13 protein-coding genes and 1 pseudogene are annotated in these 12,867 nt (G+C 72.8%); 8 read left to right on the forward strand and 6 right to left on the reverse strand.

The window, feature by feature from the left end:
* Window positions 1-44: 44 nt before the first annotated feature.
* Window positions 45-644, reverse strand: coding sequence for a hypothetical protein (locus ACFV9H_RS01525; RefSeq protein ID WP_385391710.1), 600 nt, complete (start codon window positions 642-644; stop codon window positions 45-47).
* Window positions 641-928: a hypothetical protein gene (locus tag ACFV9H_RS01530; protein WP_385391713.1), complete on the reverse strand. Its 288-nt coding sequence runs from the start codon at window positions 926-928 to the stop codon at window positions 641-643. The genes ACFV9H_RS01525 and ACFV9H_RS01530 overlap by 4 nt, the downstream gene beginning before the upstream one ends.
* 247 nt (window positions 929-1,175) lie before the next feature.
* Here ACFV9H_RS01530 and ACFV9H_RS01535 point away from each other — a divergent pair, with 247 nt between their 5' ends.
* Together ACFV9H_RS01535 and ACFV9H_RS01540 are read left to right on the forward strand one after the other, a co-directional pair.
* Window positions 1,176-1,589, forward strand: a complete 414-nt coding sequence (locus ACFV9H_RS01535) for a hypothetical protein (protein WP_385391716.1) — start codon at window positions 1,176-1,178, stop codon at window positions 1,587-1,589.
* A 570-nt stretch (window positions 1,590-2,159) separates the two neighbouring features.
* Window positions 2,160-3,317, forward strand: coding sequence for a serine hydrolase domain-containing protein (locus tag ACFV9H_RS01540; protein WP_385391719.1), 1,158 nt, complete (start codon window positions 2,160-2,162; stop codon window positions 3,315-3,317).
* A gap of 64 nt (window positions 3,318-3,381) precedes the next feature.
* On the opposite strand, the gene ACFV9H_RS01545 is transcribed toward ACFV9H_RS01540, so the two are convergent.
* Window positions 3,382-4,863 (reverse strand): amidase, encoded by a 1,482-nt coding sequence (locus tag ACFV9H_RS01545; RefSeq protein ID WP_385391722.1) that lies wholly within the window; start codon window positions 4,861-4,863, stop codon window positions 3,382-3,384.
* 156 nt (window positions 4,864-5,019) lie between these two features.
* Here ACFV9H_RS01545 and ACFV9H_RS01550 point away from each other — a divergent pair, with 156 nt between their 5' ends.
* Together ACFV9H_RS01550 and puuE are read left to right on the forward strand one after the other, a co-directional pair.
* On the forward strand, window positions 5,020-5,643 hold the full coding sequence (locus ACFV9H_RS01550; protein ID WP_385391725.1) for a TetR/AcrR family transcriptional regulator: 624 nt from the start codon (window positions 5,020-5,022) through the stop codon (window positions 5,641-5,643).
* 93 nt (window positions 5,644-5,736) lie between these two features.
* The gene (gene puuE, locus ACFV9H_RS01555) at window positions 5,737-6,708 is read left to right on the forward strand and encodes an allantoinase PuuE (protein WP_385391727.1); all 972 of its coding nucleotides are present in this window, start codon (window positions 5,737-5,739) and stop codon (window positions 6,706-6,708) included.
* Here the strand turns inward: puuE and ACFV9H_RS01560 are convergent.
* The 3 genes from ACFV9H_RS01560 to ACFV9H_RS01570 form a co-directional block, all read right to left on the reverse strand.
* Window positions 6,705-7,274, reverse strand: a complete 570-nt coding sequence (locus tag ACFV9H_RS01560; protein ID WP_385391729.1) for a hypothetical protein — start codon at window positions 7,272-7,274, stop codon at window positions 6,705-6,707. The genes puuE and ACFV9H_RS01560 overlap by 4 nt on opposite strands.
* Window positions 7,275-7,372: 98 nt before the next feature.
* On the reverse strand, window positions 7,373-7,807 hold the full coding sequence (locus ACFV9H_RS01565; protein ID WP_385391731.1) for a hypothetical protein: 435 nt from the start codon (window positions 7,805-7,807) through the stop codon (window positions 7,373-7,375).
* A gap of 84 nt (window positions 7,808-7,891) precedes the next feature.
* Window positions 7,892-8,335 (reverse strand): hypothetical protein, encoded by a 444-nt coding sequence (locus ACFV9H_RS01570; RefSeq protein ID WP_385391734.1) that lies wholly within the window; start codon window positions 8,333-8,335, stop codon window positions 7,892-7,894.
* Window positions 8,336-8,721: 386 nt separating this feature from the next.
* On the opposite strand from ACFV9H_RS01570, the pseudogene ACFV9H_RS01575 reads away from it, so the two are divergent.
* The 4 genes and pseudogenes from ACFV9H_RS01575 to ACFV9H_RS01590 all read left to right on the forward strand — a co-directional run bounded on the left by ACFV9H_RS01575 (window position 8,722) and on the right by ACFV9H_RS01590 (window position 12,867).
* Window positions 8,722-8,794: pseudogene (locus tag ACFV9H_RS01575) on the forward strand.
* Between the two features lie 73 nt (window positions 8,795-8,867).
* Window positions 8,868-10,004: a gala protein gene (locus ACFV9H_RS01580; RefSeq protein WP_385391737.1), complete on the forward strand. Its 1,137-nt coding sequence runs from the start codon at window positions 8,868-8,870 to the stop codon at window positions 10,002-10,004.
* Window positions 10,001-11,671 carry an ankyrin repeat domain-containing protein gene (locus ACFV9H_RS01585; protein WP_385391740.1) on the forward strand — a complete coding sequence of 557 codons (1,671 nt, stop codon included), beginning with the start codon at window positions 10,001-10,003 and terminating at the stop codon, window positions 11,669-11,671. Before ACFV9H_RS01580 ends, ACFV9H_RS01585 begins: the two co-directional genes overlap by 4 nt.
* Window positions 11,668-12,867, forward strand: a complete 1,200-nt coding sequence (locus ACFV9H_RS01590; RefSeq protein ID WP_385391743.1) for an AAA family ATPase — start codon at window positions 11,668-11,670, stop codon at window positions 12,865-12,867. The genes ACFV9H_RS01585 and ACFV9H_RS01590 overlap by 4 nt, the downstream gene beginning before the upstream one ends.

Below are 12,867 nucleotides of genomic sequence, written 5' to 3' on the forward strand. Positions count from 1 at the left end.
GGGGCAGTGGTGATGGGCACCCACGGTTGCACAGGTCGCACCGGTCAGCGATCCTCAGCCGCCCCGAGCGGCCGCTTGTAGTACCGCCAGGGGAACCAGCCCGCACCGACGGGGATCCAGCCCTCCGCCTCCATCCGCCGGTGCCGGCCGCCGGAGGCTAGCGTCACCCGGCAGTGCTCCCACGGGCGGTCGGACGCCTCCACCTCGTGGAACAGCGCGCCGTACCCGACCAGGTGCCAGCCCTCGCGCCCGGCCTCCGCCAGAGCGGCCATCTCGTTGAAGGCGGACAACGGGCTGAGGACGCGGCGCTCGGCGGCGTCCGCTCCCCCCGCGGGCGGTTCGGAGGCCACGATGTCCTCGGCCTTGCCCGCGAAGCGCTGCTGGGCGGCCTGGCGGCTCACTCCGAGGACGCGGCCGACGGTGTCCCAGCTGTGCCCGGCCGCCCTGGCGCCCTGGACGGCCTCGCGCAGCAGCCGGCTCGCCTCCTCGGCACCGACCCGTGAGGCATCCACGAGTCGCAAGTACCCGTCGGCATCGTGCTCCAGCGATGCGGCCAGTCCCTCGCGGGCGCCGAGGACGGCGGCCGCGATTCCCTCCCGGATGCGGACGGTTTCCTGCGGGCCGAGCAGCGGCTCGCCGCTCATCGCCGTTCGCCCGCGAGGGGCTCCAGCGAGTCGAGCACCTCCGCGTCGCGACCCGCCCGCCCCGCGGCCGTACGGGCAGCAGCGGCGCGAGCGGCCAGTGCGCCCGTGGCGGCGATGAGCGAGAGCTCCACCACGACCAGCACCACCCAGCCGGCCGTGCTGAACCGGTCGGCGAACATCGAGGTCAGCGCGGGCAGGACCGCGATCAACGGGAGCATGGCGGCGAGGGATTTGGCGGAGGAGGAGGCGTCCTCGTGGGACACCTTCGAGTTCAAGATCGGCATGCGTCAAGGAAACCTTGACATGGCCGCCGTGTCAAGAATCTCTTGACACCCCCCGGGCCCTGCCCAACAAATGCCCCCATCACCCGCACCCGCATCGAAGGTGCGCTCGCGGGGCCGCCGTATGGTGACGACTACCCACCCACCGGCGGCAGTTCCGCTGACCCAGCCGCTACACCCCGAACACGAACCACGGCGAGCACCGGGTTGAGGCCTTCCGTCGGTGGTGGGGTGGGCGGATGATCGGGTGATGGGCAGCGAGTTGGATCTGCCGGACGAGTTCCGGTCCGAGGTCGAAGCAGCGTTCTCGTTTCTGCTCGAAGAGGCGGGTTTCGCGGGTCCGGAGCGGACGGAGCACGGCCTGCTCTTCCGCGGTCCCGGGCTGGACGTGGACGTGTGGCTGTTCGACGGCCGCGAGCCCCAGGTCGCGACGGGGGTGGCCGCCGTCGGACCTGATGGCATCAGGGGACGGAGGGCTTGGCTGGACGAGCTCTATGTTGCTGCCGGATGTGGGCCCGCTCAGGACGTTCCCGGCTCTGCTCCGACCCGGCGGTCGACCATCAAGCGGGTTCATCAGCACGCCACTGCATTGCGTCGCCTCATGACCGGCCTGTCGGCTCCCGAACTCAGTCAGTTGATCATTCGCTGGTCGGCACCGCGGTAACGCTGTCGGACACGCAGCGATGCTCCGCTCAGCCGAACGCGAAGGCTTCGTCCGCGAGGGTGTGCCGCGCTCGTCGGCGTGGGTGATGGGCGGTTCCTTGACGAGGTGCCGCTCGGGCTCCTCGTCAAGGGCTGGAAGCCGGACTCCCAGGGCCAGGGTCCGCCCGGAGGATCGGGCGACCGCTGACACCTCCTGGCCGGGCGGGTGGGCCGAGGGGAGTTAGGGCCGGGGCCATGCTGTGCCAGGCGTCCGCGGCGGCCTGCCGGACTGCTCGACGGCCCGCCTGGCCTCGACCGCGTCGCACCCCACGGGGCTTCCCTTTCATGCCCGCGCGCGGCTCCGGCCAAGCGGCCGGGGCGTAGGCGAGAGTGGTCATCGGGCAATCGACGGCGTAGCGGGCCGGCGCCGCACGCTCGTCATGGCGACGGACAGGACGCAGCGGTTGCTCGTGGCCACTCGCCGAGGTAGCGGGGGTGCGCCCCCGCAGCCGGCGTCCACCTCGGTGAGCCTCGTCCCCCGAACGCGCCGCGCCGTCCTTCGAATCCACTGATCAGGAAGGCCCTTCCCCCGATGGCTGAGATCCACGGCACCTACAGTGAACGGTTCGGCGCGGTCCGCGACGTCCTCGCGGCCTCCCTCGACAGCGGAAACGACCTCGGCGCTTCGGTCGCCGTCTTCGTCGACGGCAAGCCGGTGGTGGACATCTGGGGCGGCTACGCCGACGCCCACCGCACCCGGCCATGGGAACGCGACACCATTACGAACGTCTACTCGTTCACCAAGACGATGACGGGGCTGTGCGCTCTCGTCCTCATCGACCGCGGCCTGCTCGATCTCGATGCCCCGGTCGCCCGCTACTGGCCGGCGTTCGCCCAGAACGGCAAGGACGGCGTCACGGTCAGGCACGTGCTCCAGCACACCTCCGGCCTGCCCGCCTGGACCGAGGAGATCACGCCGCAGGACATGTGCGACCTGGAGAAGTCGACGGACCTGCTGGCCCGCCAGGCACCGTGGTGGGCCCCCGGCACCGTACTCGCCTACCACTGCTTCACCACCGGTCACATGGTCAACGCGCTCACCCAGCGCGTCACCGGCCTTACCCTGGGCCGGTTCCTCGCCCGGGAGGTGTGCGCCCCGCTGGGCCCCGACGCCGACTTCCACATCGGCACCGGCCCCGAGTGCGACGACCGCGTCTCGCTGCTGACGCCGGGCACCCCCGTCCCCGCACTCAACGAGTCGGCACCGACAGAGCGCGTGTCGCCCGTCGGCATCAGGATCACCCGCTACCCGTACGTCACTCCCGACATCACCCACAACACGTGGTGGCGCCGCGCCGAGGTCGGGGGCGCCAACGGGCACGGCAACGCCCGCGCGGGAGCGCTCATCCAGTCCGTCATGGCCTGCGGCGGCGAGGTCAACGGGGTACGGCTGCTGTCGGAGGACGGCTGTCGGCGGGTGCTGGACAAGCCCTTCACCGGCATGGACGTGGCGATGTCCCTTCCCTTCACCTGGGGCAACGGCTACTGCCTCAACAACGACCTCTCCACGGGCATGTTCGGACCCGCCGTCCGGGGCCACCGCCTCGCGTACTGGGGAGGCAACGGAGGCTCCTTCGTCCTTGCGGACCTCGATACCCGGATGAGCGTCGCCTACGTCCCGAACCTGTGGAAGTCCGGCGTCGACGACCGCGCGTTCGCCGTCATCCAGGCCGCATACGCGTCGACATAGACGCCGCATGGACGCCGCGGCCGCCTGCCTGGAGGCGGTGCGGGTGGCCGTCGTGGTGGGGTCCTCAGACGGGGGGTTCGAAGTGGGCCCAAGGGCGTTCGGTCTCGATCTGGGTCGCGAGGGCGAGGAGGGTGGCCTCGCTGCCGAGCGGGCCGACGAACTGGACGCCCAGGGGCAGGCCGTCGGAGGTGCGGTACGTGGGGACGCTCATCGCCGGGCGGCCCGTGATGTTGGCGAGTTGGGTGTAGGGGGTGGCGGCGAGGTTCGCGATCACCGCCTGTTCCCATGCCTTCGTTCCGGCCAGCGCGCCCAGCAGCCCGAGCCGCATGAGGACGCGAGCCACGGCCTGCACCGGGCGGGGGGTGTCCAGTTCACCGATCCGTACGGCGGGCCGGGCGATCGTCGGGGTGAGCATGAGGTCGTAACGGCTGTGGAAGGACGCGAGCTGACGGCTGTACGTGTTCCAGCGCTGGTGGGCGGCGTAGTAGTCCGGCGCCTTGAGGGCCCGGCCGGCGGCTGCCAGCAGGTGGGTGTCGAGCTCGAAGTCGGCCGGGCTCACACCGGGCAGCTTGCGGATCTCGTCCACGGTGTAGGCCACCTGGGTGCACCACATGGCCAGGAAGTCGAAGGTGAGCCGGCGCTGGTCGATGTCGGGCTCGGCGGGCTCGACGTCGTGGCCGAGGTGGGCCAGCAGGCGGACGGCGTCCTCGACGGCGGCGACGGCGTCGGGGTGGACGTCCGTGTCGACGGGTGAGCGGGTGGAGAAGCCGATGCGGAGCCGCTCCGGTGCCCTGCGGGCGAGTTCGGCGTAGGGGAGGCTCGGGCGGGCGTGCAGGTAGGGGCCGCCCGGGTCGTCCTGCGCGGTGAGCACGTCCAGCATCGCGGCCGAGTCGCGCACGCTGCGCGAGAGGACACCGTCGGTGGCGGCGCCCTCCAGGTGCTCGGCGGCGTTGGGGCCCGCCGGGACCACCCCGCGCCCGGGCTTGAGGCCGAACAGCCCGCAGCAGGCGGCCGGGATGCGGATCGATCCACCGCCGTCGTTGGCGCCCGCGACCGGCACGATGCCGGCCGCGACGGCGGCCGCCGATCCTCCGGAGGATCCCCCGGGCGTCCGGGTCAGGTCCCAGGGGTTGCGCGTCGGACCGTCCACCTCGGGTTCGGTGATGCCCTTGGAGCCGAACTCGGGCGTGTTGGTCTTGCCGAAGACGACCAGCCCGGCGTCCAGCCACCGGCTCACCACGGCGCTGTGCTCTTCGACGGCACGGTGCCGCAGCGCCCGGTTGCCGCTGCCGGTCGGCAGTCCTGCGTAATCCTGCATCAGGTCCTTGATCAGGAACGGCACTCCCGCGAACGGCCCGGCCGGCGGCTCCTTCGCCCGCTCGCGGGCGAGTTCGTGCATCGGCCGGACGATCGCGTTCAGCCGGCCGTTGACGGCCTCGGCCCGCTCTATCGCGACCTCGAGCAGTTCGGACGGTGAGACCTCGCCCGCGGCGACCAGCTGAGCCAGCCCGACGGCGTCGTGGCTGCGGTACTCGGCGTACTCCATCGCCCGCTCCCTCTAATTAGAGCCTGTAATTTTATGGCGCGGACAGTACCGTAGGCTCCGGGCGCCGCCAAGGCCCCACAGGGAAGCACCGATTGGTCCCGGCCAAGCGAGGTACGGGCCGGAGGGTGGCGGGCACGGACAGGAAAGGGACGACGGATGGGCAGGCCATCGCGGCAGCTGGTCACGCGCGAGGCCATCATGCGGACCGCGCTCGCGCTGGTCGACGAGGAGGGAGCCGACGCCCTGTCGACCACCCGGATCGCGGCCCGGCTGGGCGTCAAGGGCCCGGCGCTGTACAACCACGTCTCCGGCCGCGCCGAGATCATCGACGGGATACGGGACCTCATCGTCGCCGAGATGGAACTCGCCCCCGGGATCCGCCCCTGGACGGCCGCCCTGGACAGCTGGGCGCGCTCCTACCGAGCGGCCTTCGCCGCCCACCCCCGCGTCGTACCCCTGCTCGTCGGCCGGCCGGTGCGCTCCGTCGCGGCCCTCCAGGCCTATGCGGAGGCGTTCGCCGTGCTACGGGAAGCCGGCTGGCCGGAGGAGCGCCTGCTCCCGATCGTGCGCTGCGTCGAGTACTACCTCATCGGCTCCGCCCTCGACCTCGCCGCCCCGGACGACGTACTGCCGCCGGGCGCGGAGCCCCCGCCCGGGCTCGAACCCCTGCTGAACCCGCCGCCGGACCTCCGCGAGCTGGCCTTCGAGGCCGGATTGGCTGCGCTGACCCGCGGGTTCGAGGACACCCTGGCCGGCTTGCGGGGCCGTACGGGCGCCTGAGGGGCGGTCCCCGGGGGACGAGGAGTGCGGCCTCGGCACGCGCCATGGCCCCGCCTTTCCGACGCGGCACCTTGTCGGCGGTAGGGTGCGGCCGTGTCCGAGCACCAGCGTGACCTCGTCGGTTACGGCGCCGAGCCGCCGCGTGCCGCCTGGCCCGGCGGCGCCCGGGTGGCCGTCAGCCTCGTCCTCAACTACGAGGAGGGCGGCGAGCAGAACGTGCTCGAGGGCGACCGGGCATCGGAGGCGTACCTTCACGAGCTCGTCGGCGCGCCGCCCGTGGTGGGTGGGCGCGATCTGAACGTCGAGTCGATGTTCGCGTACGGCTCACGGGCCGGGTTCTGGCGCATCCATCGCACGCTCACGGCTCACGGTGCTCCGCTCACCGTCCACGCCGTGGGGCAGGCGCTCGAGCGCAACCCGGACGCGGCACGGGCGATGGGCGACGCCGGCTGGGAAGTGGCGAGCCACGGCTGGCGCTGGATCGACTACCGCCACGTGCCCGAGGACGCCGAGCGCGCCGACATCGCTCGCTCCGTCGCGACGATCGAGCGACTCGTCGGACGCCGGCCCGTCGGCTGGTACACCGGCCGTACGAGCCCCAACACGCGGCGCCTCGTGGTCGAGGCGGGGGGATTCCTCTACGACTCCGACGACTATTCGGACGACCTTCCGTACTACGTTCAGGAAGACGGCCGCCCGCACCTCGTGGTGCCGTACAGCCTCGACGCGAACGACTTCAAGTTCCTGATCGTCCACGGCTTCACGACCGCCGATGACATGCTCACGTACCTCATCGACACCTTCGACGCGCTCCACGCCGAGGGCGCCGACCGCCCGCGCATGATGAGCGTCGGCCTGCACAGCCGGATCATCGGCCGGCCCGGCCGCATTCGCGCGCTGGACGGCTTCCTGAAACACCTCACCCGGCGCGGCGGGGCATGGGTCACCACGCGCGAACAGATCGCACGCCACTGGCTCGCCACACACCCACCGCACGGGCGGGCCACCGGGGGTGATGGGGGACGCTCCCACATGTTCGGCACGCAGGGGTTTGATACGGCCTAGTTGTCGAACCAGACGACGAGCCGCACGCATTCGGGACCGTGCACGTCGGCGAGGGCCTTCATGACCGCCCAGACCGGATCCCACTCGCCGTCCTCGCGCACCGCCTCCCGGCGCGTCATGCGGCACGCCCGCATGATCTTGCCCTCCTGCATCCACTCGTCGCCCTCGGAGTGGCCGTCGAGGCTCTGGAGCGTCCTCGCCGACTGGTACCTGCCGCGCTCGGGGCTGTACCAGTACTCGCGGACGCCGAGGGTGAGTGCGGGCTCGTCCCAGTCGACGGCGGACAGCTCCTCCCACCCGATCCAGGTCGCACTGTGATAGAGGTCCGGTGCGCCCTCGTAGTAGTCCCGGACCTCGTCGGTCACCTCGGGCGGCAGCCCCCGCCCTTCGGCGAGCGGCCGGAAGCCGGCGTAATTGCGGACGCCGAATAGGCAGCCGAAGGCGTCGTAGTTCCTTCCGCCGTAAAGCATGTCCAGGTCGATGGCGGTCCGGTAGCTCGAATCCTCCTCGTCGAGAGTGCCGTACGTGACCCGACACTCGATGAACCCGTGTATGTCCGCTCCCATGACGACGGATTCTCATGTGCGCAGGGGCGGCACTCCAAAGGAGTTTCCCGCCGCCCGGCACAGTGAGAGGAGTATCCACCGGTCTGGGCAGGGGCGGGTCAGCGAAGAGCAGGGCACACAAGGTCAAGCATCAGCCGGTTCCCCCAGTCGTTGGTCAAGACGGCACTCGTGCCTTCGTAGCGCACCCTGACGAACGGGTTGGAGTGGAACATGGCAGCGACCCACCGCAAGGAGCTGTCGGCGTCGAGACGGGCGAGGTAGCCGATGTTGCCCATCCCGCCGCCCCCGCCGGACATCCACCCGGATCCGTCCGGTAGCGGGCTCTCGAAATAGGTGTCCACCTCGTTTGTGCCGTACTCCTCAATGGCCCGGGCCACGTCGAACGGCTCTCCGATACGGAAGGGAATCGGCTGCCCGGCATCCGGGTGGTAAGCCCCCGGACCGTCGACATGCAGTGCCAAGCCGGTGTCGTCCGGACGGTACAGCCCGTCGCGGAACGGCATCTCCCCCGCCTGCCAGAGCTCCTCGACCATGTCGCCCTCCACCCCACTCCCGCCCGACCTCCCGGCCGTGCGCACGTGAGGCCTACAGCCATCTTCGCAGCCGGACGGCCGCGCCTACGCCCGGGCCGACAGAAGTGCGCGGATCCGGTCGGCCGAGGCGGCCTGACACGCGCGGACGGTCAGCCAGGAGCCGTCCGCACAGACGATGTCCACGCGCCGCCGCATCCGCCGCGGCCGCGGAGTGTCCCGCACACCCGCGTGCGCGCAGGAGATCGCCTCCGAGTCGTCCTGCCAGGCGGCCCGCACGGCGATCCTGCCGTCGGTCACGACGAGCAGGCAGTCCGCCTCCTCCGCGCGCAGCGCATCCCTGACCCAGTACGCCGTATGCACCGCCAGGACGAGTCGGCCCGCATCACTGTCCCAGCCTCCCCGCATGCCCGGCCCGGCCCACAGTCGCACCAAGAGCCGCAAGGCCTTCCGTGCCGGCTCGAACAGGGCGGAGAACGCCGCGATGGGGTCTTCCGGCAGCGCGACGAGGAACCGGACGAAGAAGAGCAAGCCCAGGGACCTCCACCTCTCCCGACGCGACTGCGGCGGGAAGCGCCGCACGCCCGGCCGACGCCCGTACCGCGGCAGCCCCACCCCGAACTCCATGCCTCACACCCCCACCGGGACATGATCCGGCACAGCAGCCGTGCGCAAGGGCATTGAGAACGGCCGCGCGCCGACGACAGGAGCGCGCTCGGGGCTCCTGCCGACCGGAGGTCAAGAGCGCCCCTGCGGGTGGGACCAGATCCCGTGCAGGTCAACCCAGTTGGAAACGCCCCGAGGCCGGGCAAAACCGTGCAGGACGGCAACGGATGGATCGATCAGGGCAGTCGGGAATCCACACCCCAAACTGGTGATCGATTTCCGGCCGCCGGGTGGGTATGATCGCCGGCAGCAAGGCCGTAGCGCAGAGGTCGTCGCGCCCACGCATCGAGCTGGAGGACGTCGGTTCGAATCCGACCGGTCTTGCGTCTACTTCTGCAGTTCTCGTCTCAAGTCGTGGTGGACGCCGGGCGCCGGCGGAGAAGCCGGTGGAGTGGTGATGACACAGCCGACACCCGTACGGTGCCCCGCGATCGAGCACCCCGACCTGCCGGCGGCCGACCCGGCCGGCCTCGACCCGCTGCTCGCCCGGCTCGCCGCGGACCGGCCCGTCGACACCGACGAGACCTTCCCCCTCGGCACCCTGCGCGCCGACGGACGCGTCGACCTCTGCAAGCAGGGACTCGGGCCGGCGGGCGCGGCCCGGCTGCTTCCGGCCGCGGCCGCCTCCGCGCACGCCACCCACCTGCTCCTGGGTACCAACGCCATCGGCGACGCGGGCGCCCACACCCTGGCCGAGGTCCTCACCGCCGGCCACGGGCTGCACACCCTCTACCTCGGCTGCAACCGGATCGGCCCCGACGGGGTGAGCGCCCTCGCCGGCGCCCTCGCCGACGACACCACCGTCCGCGCCCTCTGGCTCAAGCGCAACCCGCTCTTCGGGGACGGCGCCCGCACCCTGGCCGCGCTGCTGCGCCGCAACACCTCCCTGCGCACCCTCGACCTGGTCAACACCGGGATCGGCGCCGACGGCGTACGCCTCCTGCTCGACGCCCTGCCGGCCCGCGAGCAGCCCCTGGAACGGCTCTTCCTCGGGGGCAACGGACTCGGCCCCGACGCCGCCCCGCTGCTCGCCGCCCTGATCCGGGAGGCCGGGGTGCGCGAGCTGTACGTCCCCGCCAACCACCTCGGCGACGAGGGCGCCGCGGCCCTCGCCACCGCCGCGGCCGCCTCGGCGCACCCGGTCCGCCTCGGTCTCGGCGGCAACGGCATCGGCGCCGCCGGCGCGCGCTCCCTGGCCGCGGCCCTCGGCGGCATCGAAGCCCTCGACCTCGGCCGGACCATGTCCGAGCGCAGCCTCGGCGCCCCCGGCAACGACCCGGGCGACGAAGGCGCGTACGCCCTGGCCGCCGCCCTCCCCGGCAGCCCCCTGCGGCGACTGGAGCTGCGCCACACCGGCCTCACCGGACGCGGCGCGAAGAGCCTGCTCGCCGCGGTGCCCGCCGACAGCCCCCTGGAATACGTGGGCCTGGGCCCCGGCCTGCCCCGCCGCGTGAAGCGCTCCTTCACCGAACGGCTCCGCCCCGCCCGGGCCGCCCACCCGGACCTGCGCGCCATCGGCAGCGTGTACCGGTGAGCGTGGAGAACGCCGAACTGCTCGGCGGCTTCCGGCCGGAGGACGGCCCGGCATGGCGGCGGATCCGCCGCTACGCCGTGCCCGGCTGGATGATCGAGCAGGCCACCGCGCACCGGCTGGCCGGTGACTGGCGGGCGGCCTGCGCGGCCGCCGCCGTGGACATCGGCTTCGAGCTGCCCGAGGTCGAGGCCCGCTACGGCACCGCCGTCGCCGAGGCCGTGGCGGAGGACCTGCGACACCTCGCCCCGGACCTGCTGCGCTGGCACCTGCCCCGGCTGCTGGGCGGCCGCACCACCCTCGCCCCCGCGGAGCGGATCCTGCTGGCCTCGTACGGGGGTGCCGGCGGGCCGACCCTGTCGGTGACCACGCCCCTCATGACCGAGGGCTCGCAGCGGCTGCGCCTGCACTGCGCGCCGGTCGCCACGAAGAAGTGGAACCTGTACACGGGACACGGCTTCACCTCGGAGGACTGGACCGCGGTCCGGCCGTTCTGGGACTCCCGGTGCGCGTCCGAGCTGGGCGCGCGCTTCGCCGACCCGGACGGGCTCGCCGAGCGGATCGCCCGGCTGCGGGCCCGAGAGGACGTTGTCGAGGCCTATGCGGCGGCGGGCATCGAGTGCGACCTGACCGTCCCCGCTGCACAGCCGTACCAGCGCCCGGTGGACCCGAAAGCCTTCCTCGGACGGATGCCGATCGACCTCACCCGGCTCGCGCCGGAGGTGGCGCGGCTCGTGGCCGCCGGAGCGGGCGACCGCTACCGGATCGCGGCCAACTGGCGCTCGTACCTCCTGCTGGAACACGCCGGTCCCGACGGGCTCCGGGCGCGCATCATCGAACAGGCCGAGGCGCTCGCCGTCCCGCCCCTGCCCCGGTATGCCTGGCAGCGGCTCCCCGACCTCGAACTGGTGCGGACCGGCCTGATCACGCCGGGCGAGCTGCACCCGCTGGTGGCCGCCGCGCTGTTCCCCGGCGCCGGACCCGCCGCGGGCCCGCCCGGCCCCGACACGGGCGGGCCGGTACGGGTGCGCTGCCGCGGCGGGTGGCACGAGGTGCGCTCGCGAGGCGGCGTACTCGACGTGCCGCACACCCCCGAGGAGCAGCAACGCGAGCGCGCCATGCGGGCGTTCGGCGGTGCGGTGTCGGGGTGCTTCGCCGTGCAGCAGACGTGGACCACGGGCGAGGGGCGGCTGCCGCGTGCCCTCCAGGCCCAGCGGCACGAGTTCTTTCTGCGCGTCCAGCACGGCGACACCCCCGGTGTGGTGGCGCTGCTGGACGCGGGCGTGGACCCCCGGATCCGGGACGCCCGGGGCCGCGGCCTGCTGCACGCGCTCCACCTGCTCGACCACGACGTGCTGCTGCCCCGGCTGTTGGCGGCCGGACTCGACCTGGAGGTACGGGACAAGGCGGAGCGCACCCCGTTGCTGTCCGCGGTGCACTGGGGCGGTTCGGCGGATCTCGTCAGGGCCTTGCTGGCGGCCGGATCGCGGATCGACGTCATCGACGAGATGGAACTGTCGCTCTCCCAGGAGATCCGCCGCTACAAGCGCACGGACCTCACCTTCCTGCGGGACCGCGTCGACGAGGAGTTCCCCGACATCGGCGCCGACTGGTTCGACGAGCACATGGAGGACCGCGAGGACGACGAGGACGAGGACGACGACGCATGAGTGCGCCCCAGCCGCAGCCCGCCCGGGCCCTGGCCGCCGCCGACGCCCTGGGCGCCCGGCTGAGCTCCACCCGAACCGAGCCCGCGACCAACCCCCAACTGGAGGCGTTGGCCCTGGCCGTGACGGCCAACCAGCCCGTCCTCCTGTGGGGTGAGCCCGGCATCGGCAAGTCCGCCGGCATGGAGCAGCTCGCCGCCGCGCTCGGGGTACGGCTGGAGACGGTCATCGCGAGCGTCCACGAGCCCTCCGACTTCGCCGGGCTGCCCATCGTCGGCGAGGACCCCGCGACCACCGGCGTCCCCATGGCCCCGCCGGACTGGGCGGTGCGCCTCGCCCGCACCGGCCACGGCCTGCTGTTCTTCGACGAGCTGTCCTCCGCCCCGCCGGCCGTGCAGGCGGCCCTGCTGCGCGTGGTCCTGGAACGCCGGGTCGGCAGCCTCGAACTCCCGCCGGCGGTACGGATCGTCGCCGCGGCCAATCCGCCCGCCAGCGCCGCGGACGGCTGGCACCTCAGCCCGCCGCTCGCCAACCGCTTCGTCCACCTCGACTGGACCCACAACCCGCGCACCGTGGCCCGCGGCATGGCCGGCACCTGGCCCGAGGTGGCGATTCCGGCCGTCGATCCCGCCAAGGCCTCCGGGTCGGTCGCCCGGGCCCGCGGCGCCGTCTCCGGTTTCCTGACCGCCCGGCCGGGCCTGGTCCACCACATGCCGGCCGAGGCCGCCGGACGCGGGCGCGGCTGGCCCTCCCCGCGTACCTGGGAGATGGCCCTGCGACTGCTGGCCACGGGGTACGCGGCCTCGACGGGCCGGGAGGCGCTGGCCGCCGCGCTCACCGGCGCCGTGGGCGAAGCCGCCGGGATCGAACTGCTCTCGTACCTCGAGCACCTCGACCTGCCCGACCCGGACCGGGTGCTGGCCGACCCGGACGCCTTCGCCCTGCCCGAGCGCGGCGACCGGCAGCTGGCCTTCCTCATCGCCGTGGTCGCCGCCGTGCAGAGCGAGCTCACCCGACCGCGCTGGGAGGCGGGCTGGGCGGTCCTGGCCAAGGCCGTGGACGCGGGCGTGCCCGACGTCGCCGCCCGGGCCGCCGCCGACCTCGCCGCGATGCGCGACCTCGACTGGCCGGTGCCCGCCGGCATCGACGCCTTCGTGGAACTGCTCCAGCTGTCCGGCTCCCTGCCGGGCGGCGGCTGA

Origin of the sequence: Streptomyces sp. NPDC059874 (genome assembly GCF_042731135.1) — a bacterium.
In the GTDB taxonomy this organism is placed as follows: domain Bacteria; phylum Actinomycetota; class Actinomycetes; order Streptomycetales; family Streptomycetaceae; genus Streptomyces.

Bases quoted from the DNA above. Each gene is read 5' to 3' on its own strand.
- ACFV9H_RS01580 (WP_385391737.1), top strand. From the start codon at position 8,868: ATGACACAGCCGACACCCGTACGGTGCCCCGCGATCGAGCACCCCGAC.
- ACFV9H_RS01535 (WP_385391716.1), top strand. From the start codon at position 1,176: ATGGGCAGCGAGTTGGATCTGCCGGACGAGTTCCGGTCCGAGGTCGAA.
- ACFV9H_RS01545 (WP_385391722.1), bottom strand. From the start codon at position 4,863: ATGGAGTACGCCGAGTACCGCAGCCACGACGCCGTCGGGCTGGCTCAG.
- ACFV9H_RS01565 (WP_385391731.1), bottom strand. From the start codon at position 7,807: ATGGTCGAGGAGCTCTGGCAGGCGGGGGAGATGCCGTTCCGCGACGGG.
- ACFV9H_RS01525 (WP_385391710.1), bottom strand. From the start codon at position 644: ATGAGCGGCGAGCCGCTGCTCGGCCCGCAGGAAACCGTCCGCATCCGG.
- ACFV9H_RS01530 (WP_385391713.1), bottom strand. From the start codon at position 928: ATGCCGATCTTGAACTCGAAGGTGTCCCACGAGGACGCCTCCTCCTCC.
- ACFV9H_RS01590 (WP_385391743.1), top strand. From the start codon at position 11,668: ATGAGTGCGCCCCAGCCGCAGCCCGCCCGGGCCCTGGCCGCCGCCGAC.
- ACFV9H_RS01560 (WP_385391729.1), bottom strand. From the start codon at position 7,274: ATGGGAGCGGACATACACGGGTTCATCGAGTGTCGGGTCACGTACGGC.
- ACFV9H_RS01540 (WP_385391719.1), top strand. From the start codon at position 2,160: ATGGCTGAGATCCACGGCACCTACAGTGAACGGTTCGGCGCGGTCCGC.
- ACFV9H_RS01550 (WP_385391725.1), top strand. From the start codon at position 5,020: ATGGGCAGGCCATCGCGGCAGCTGGTCACGCGCGAGGCCATCATGCGG.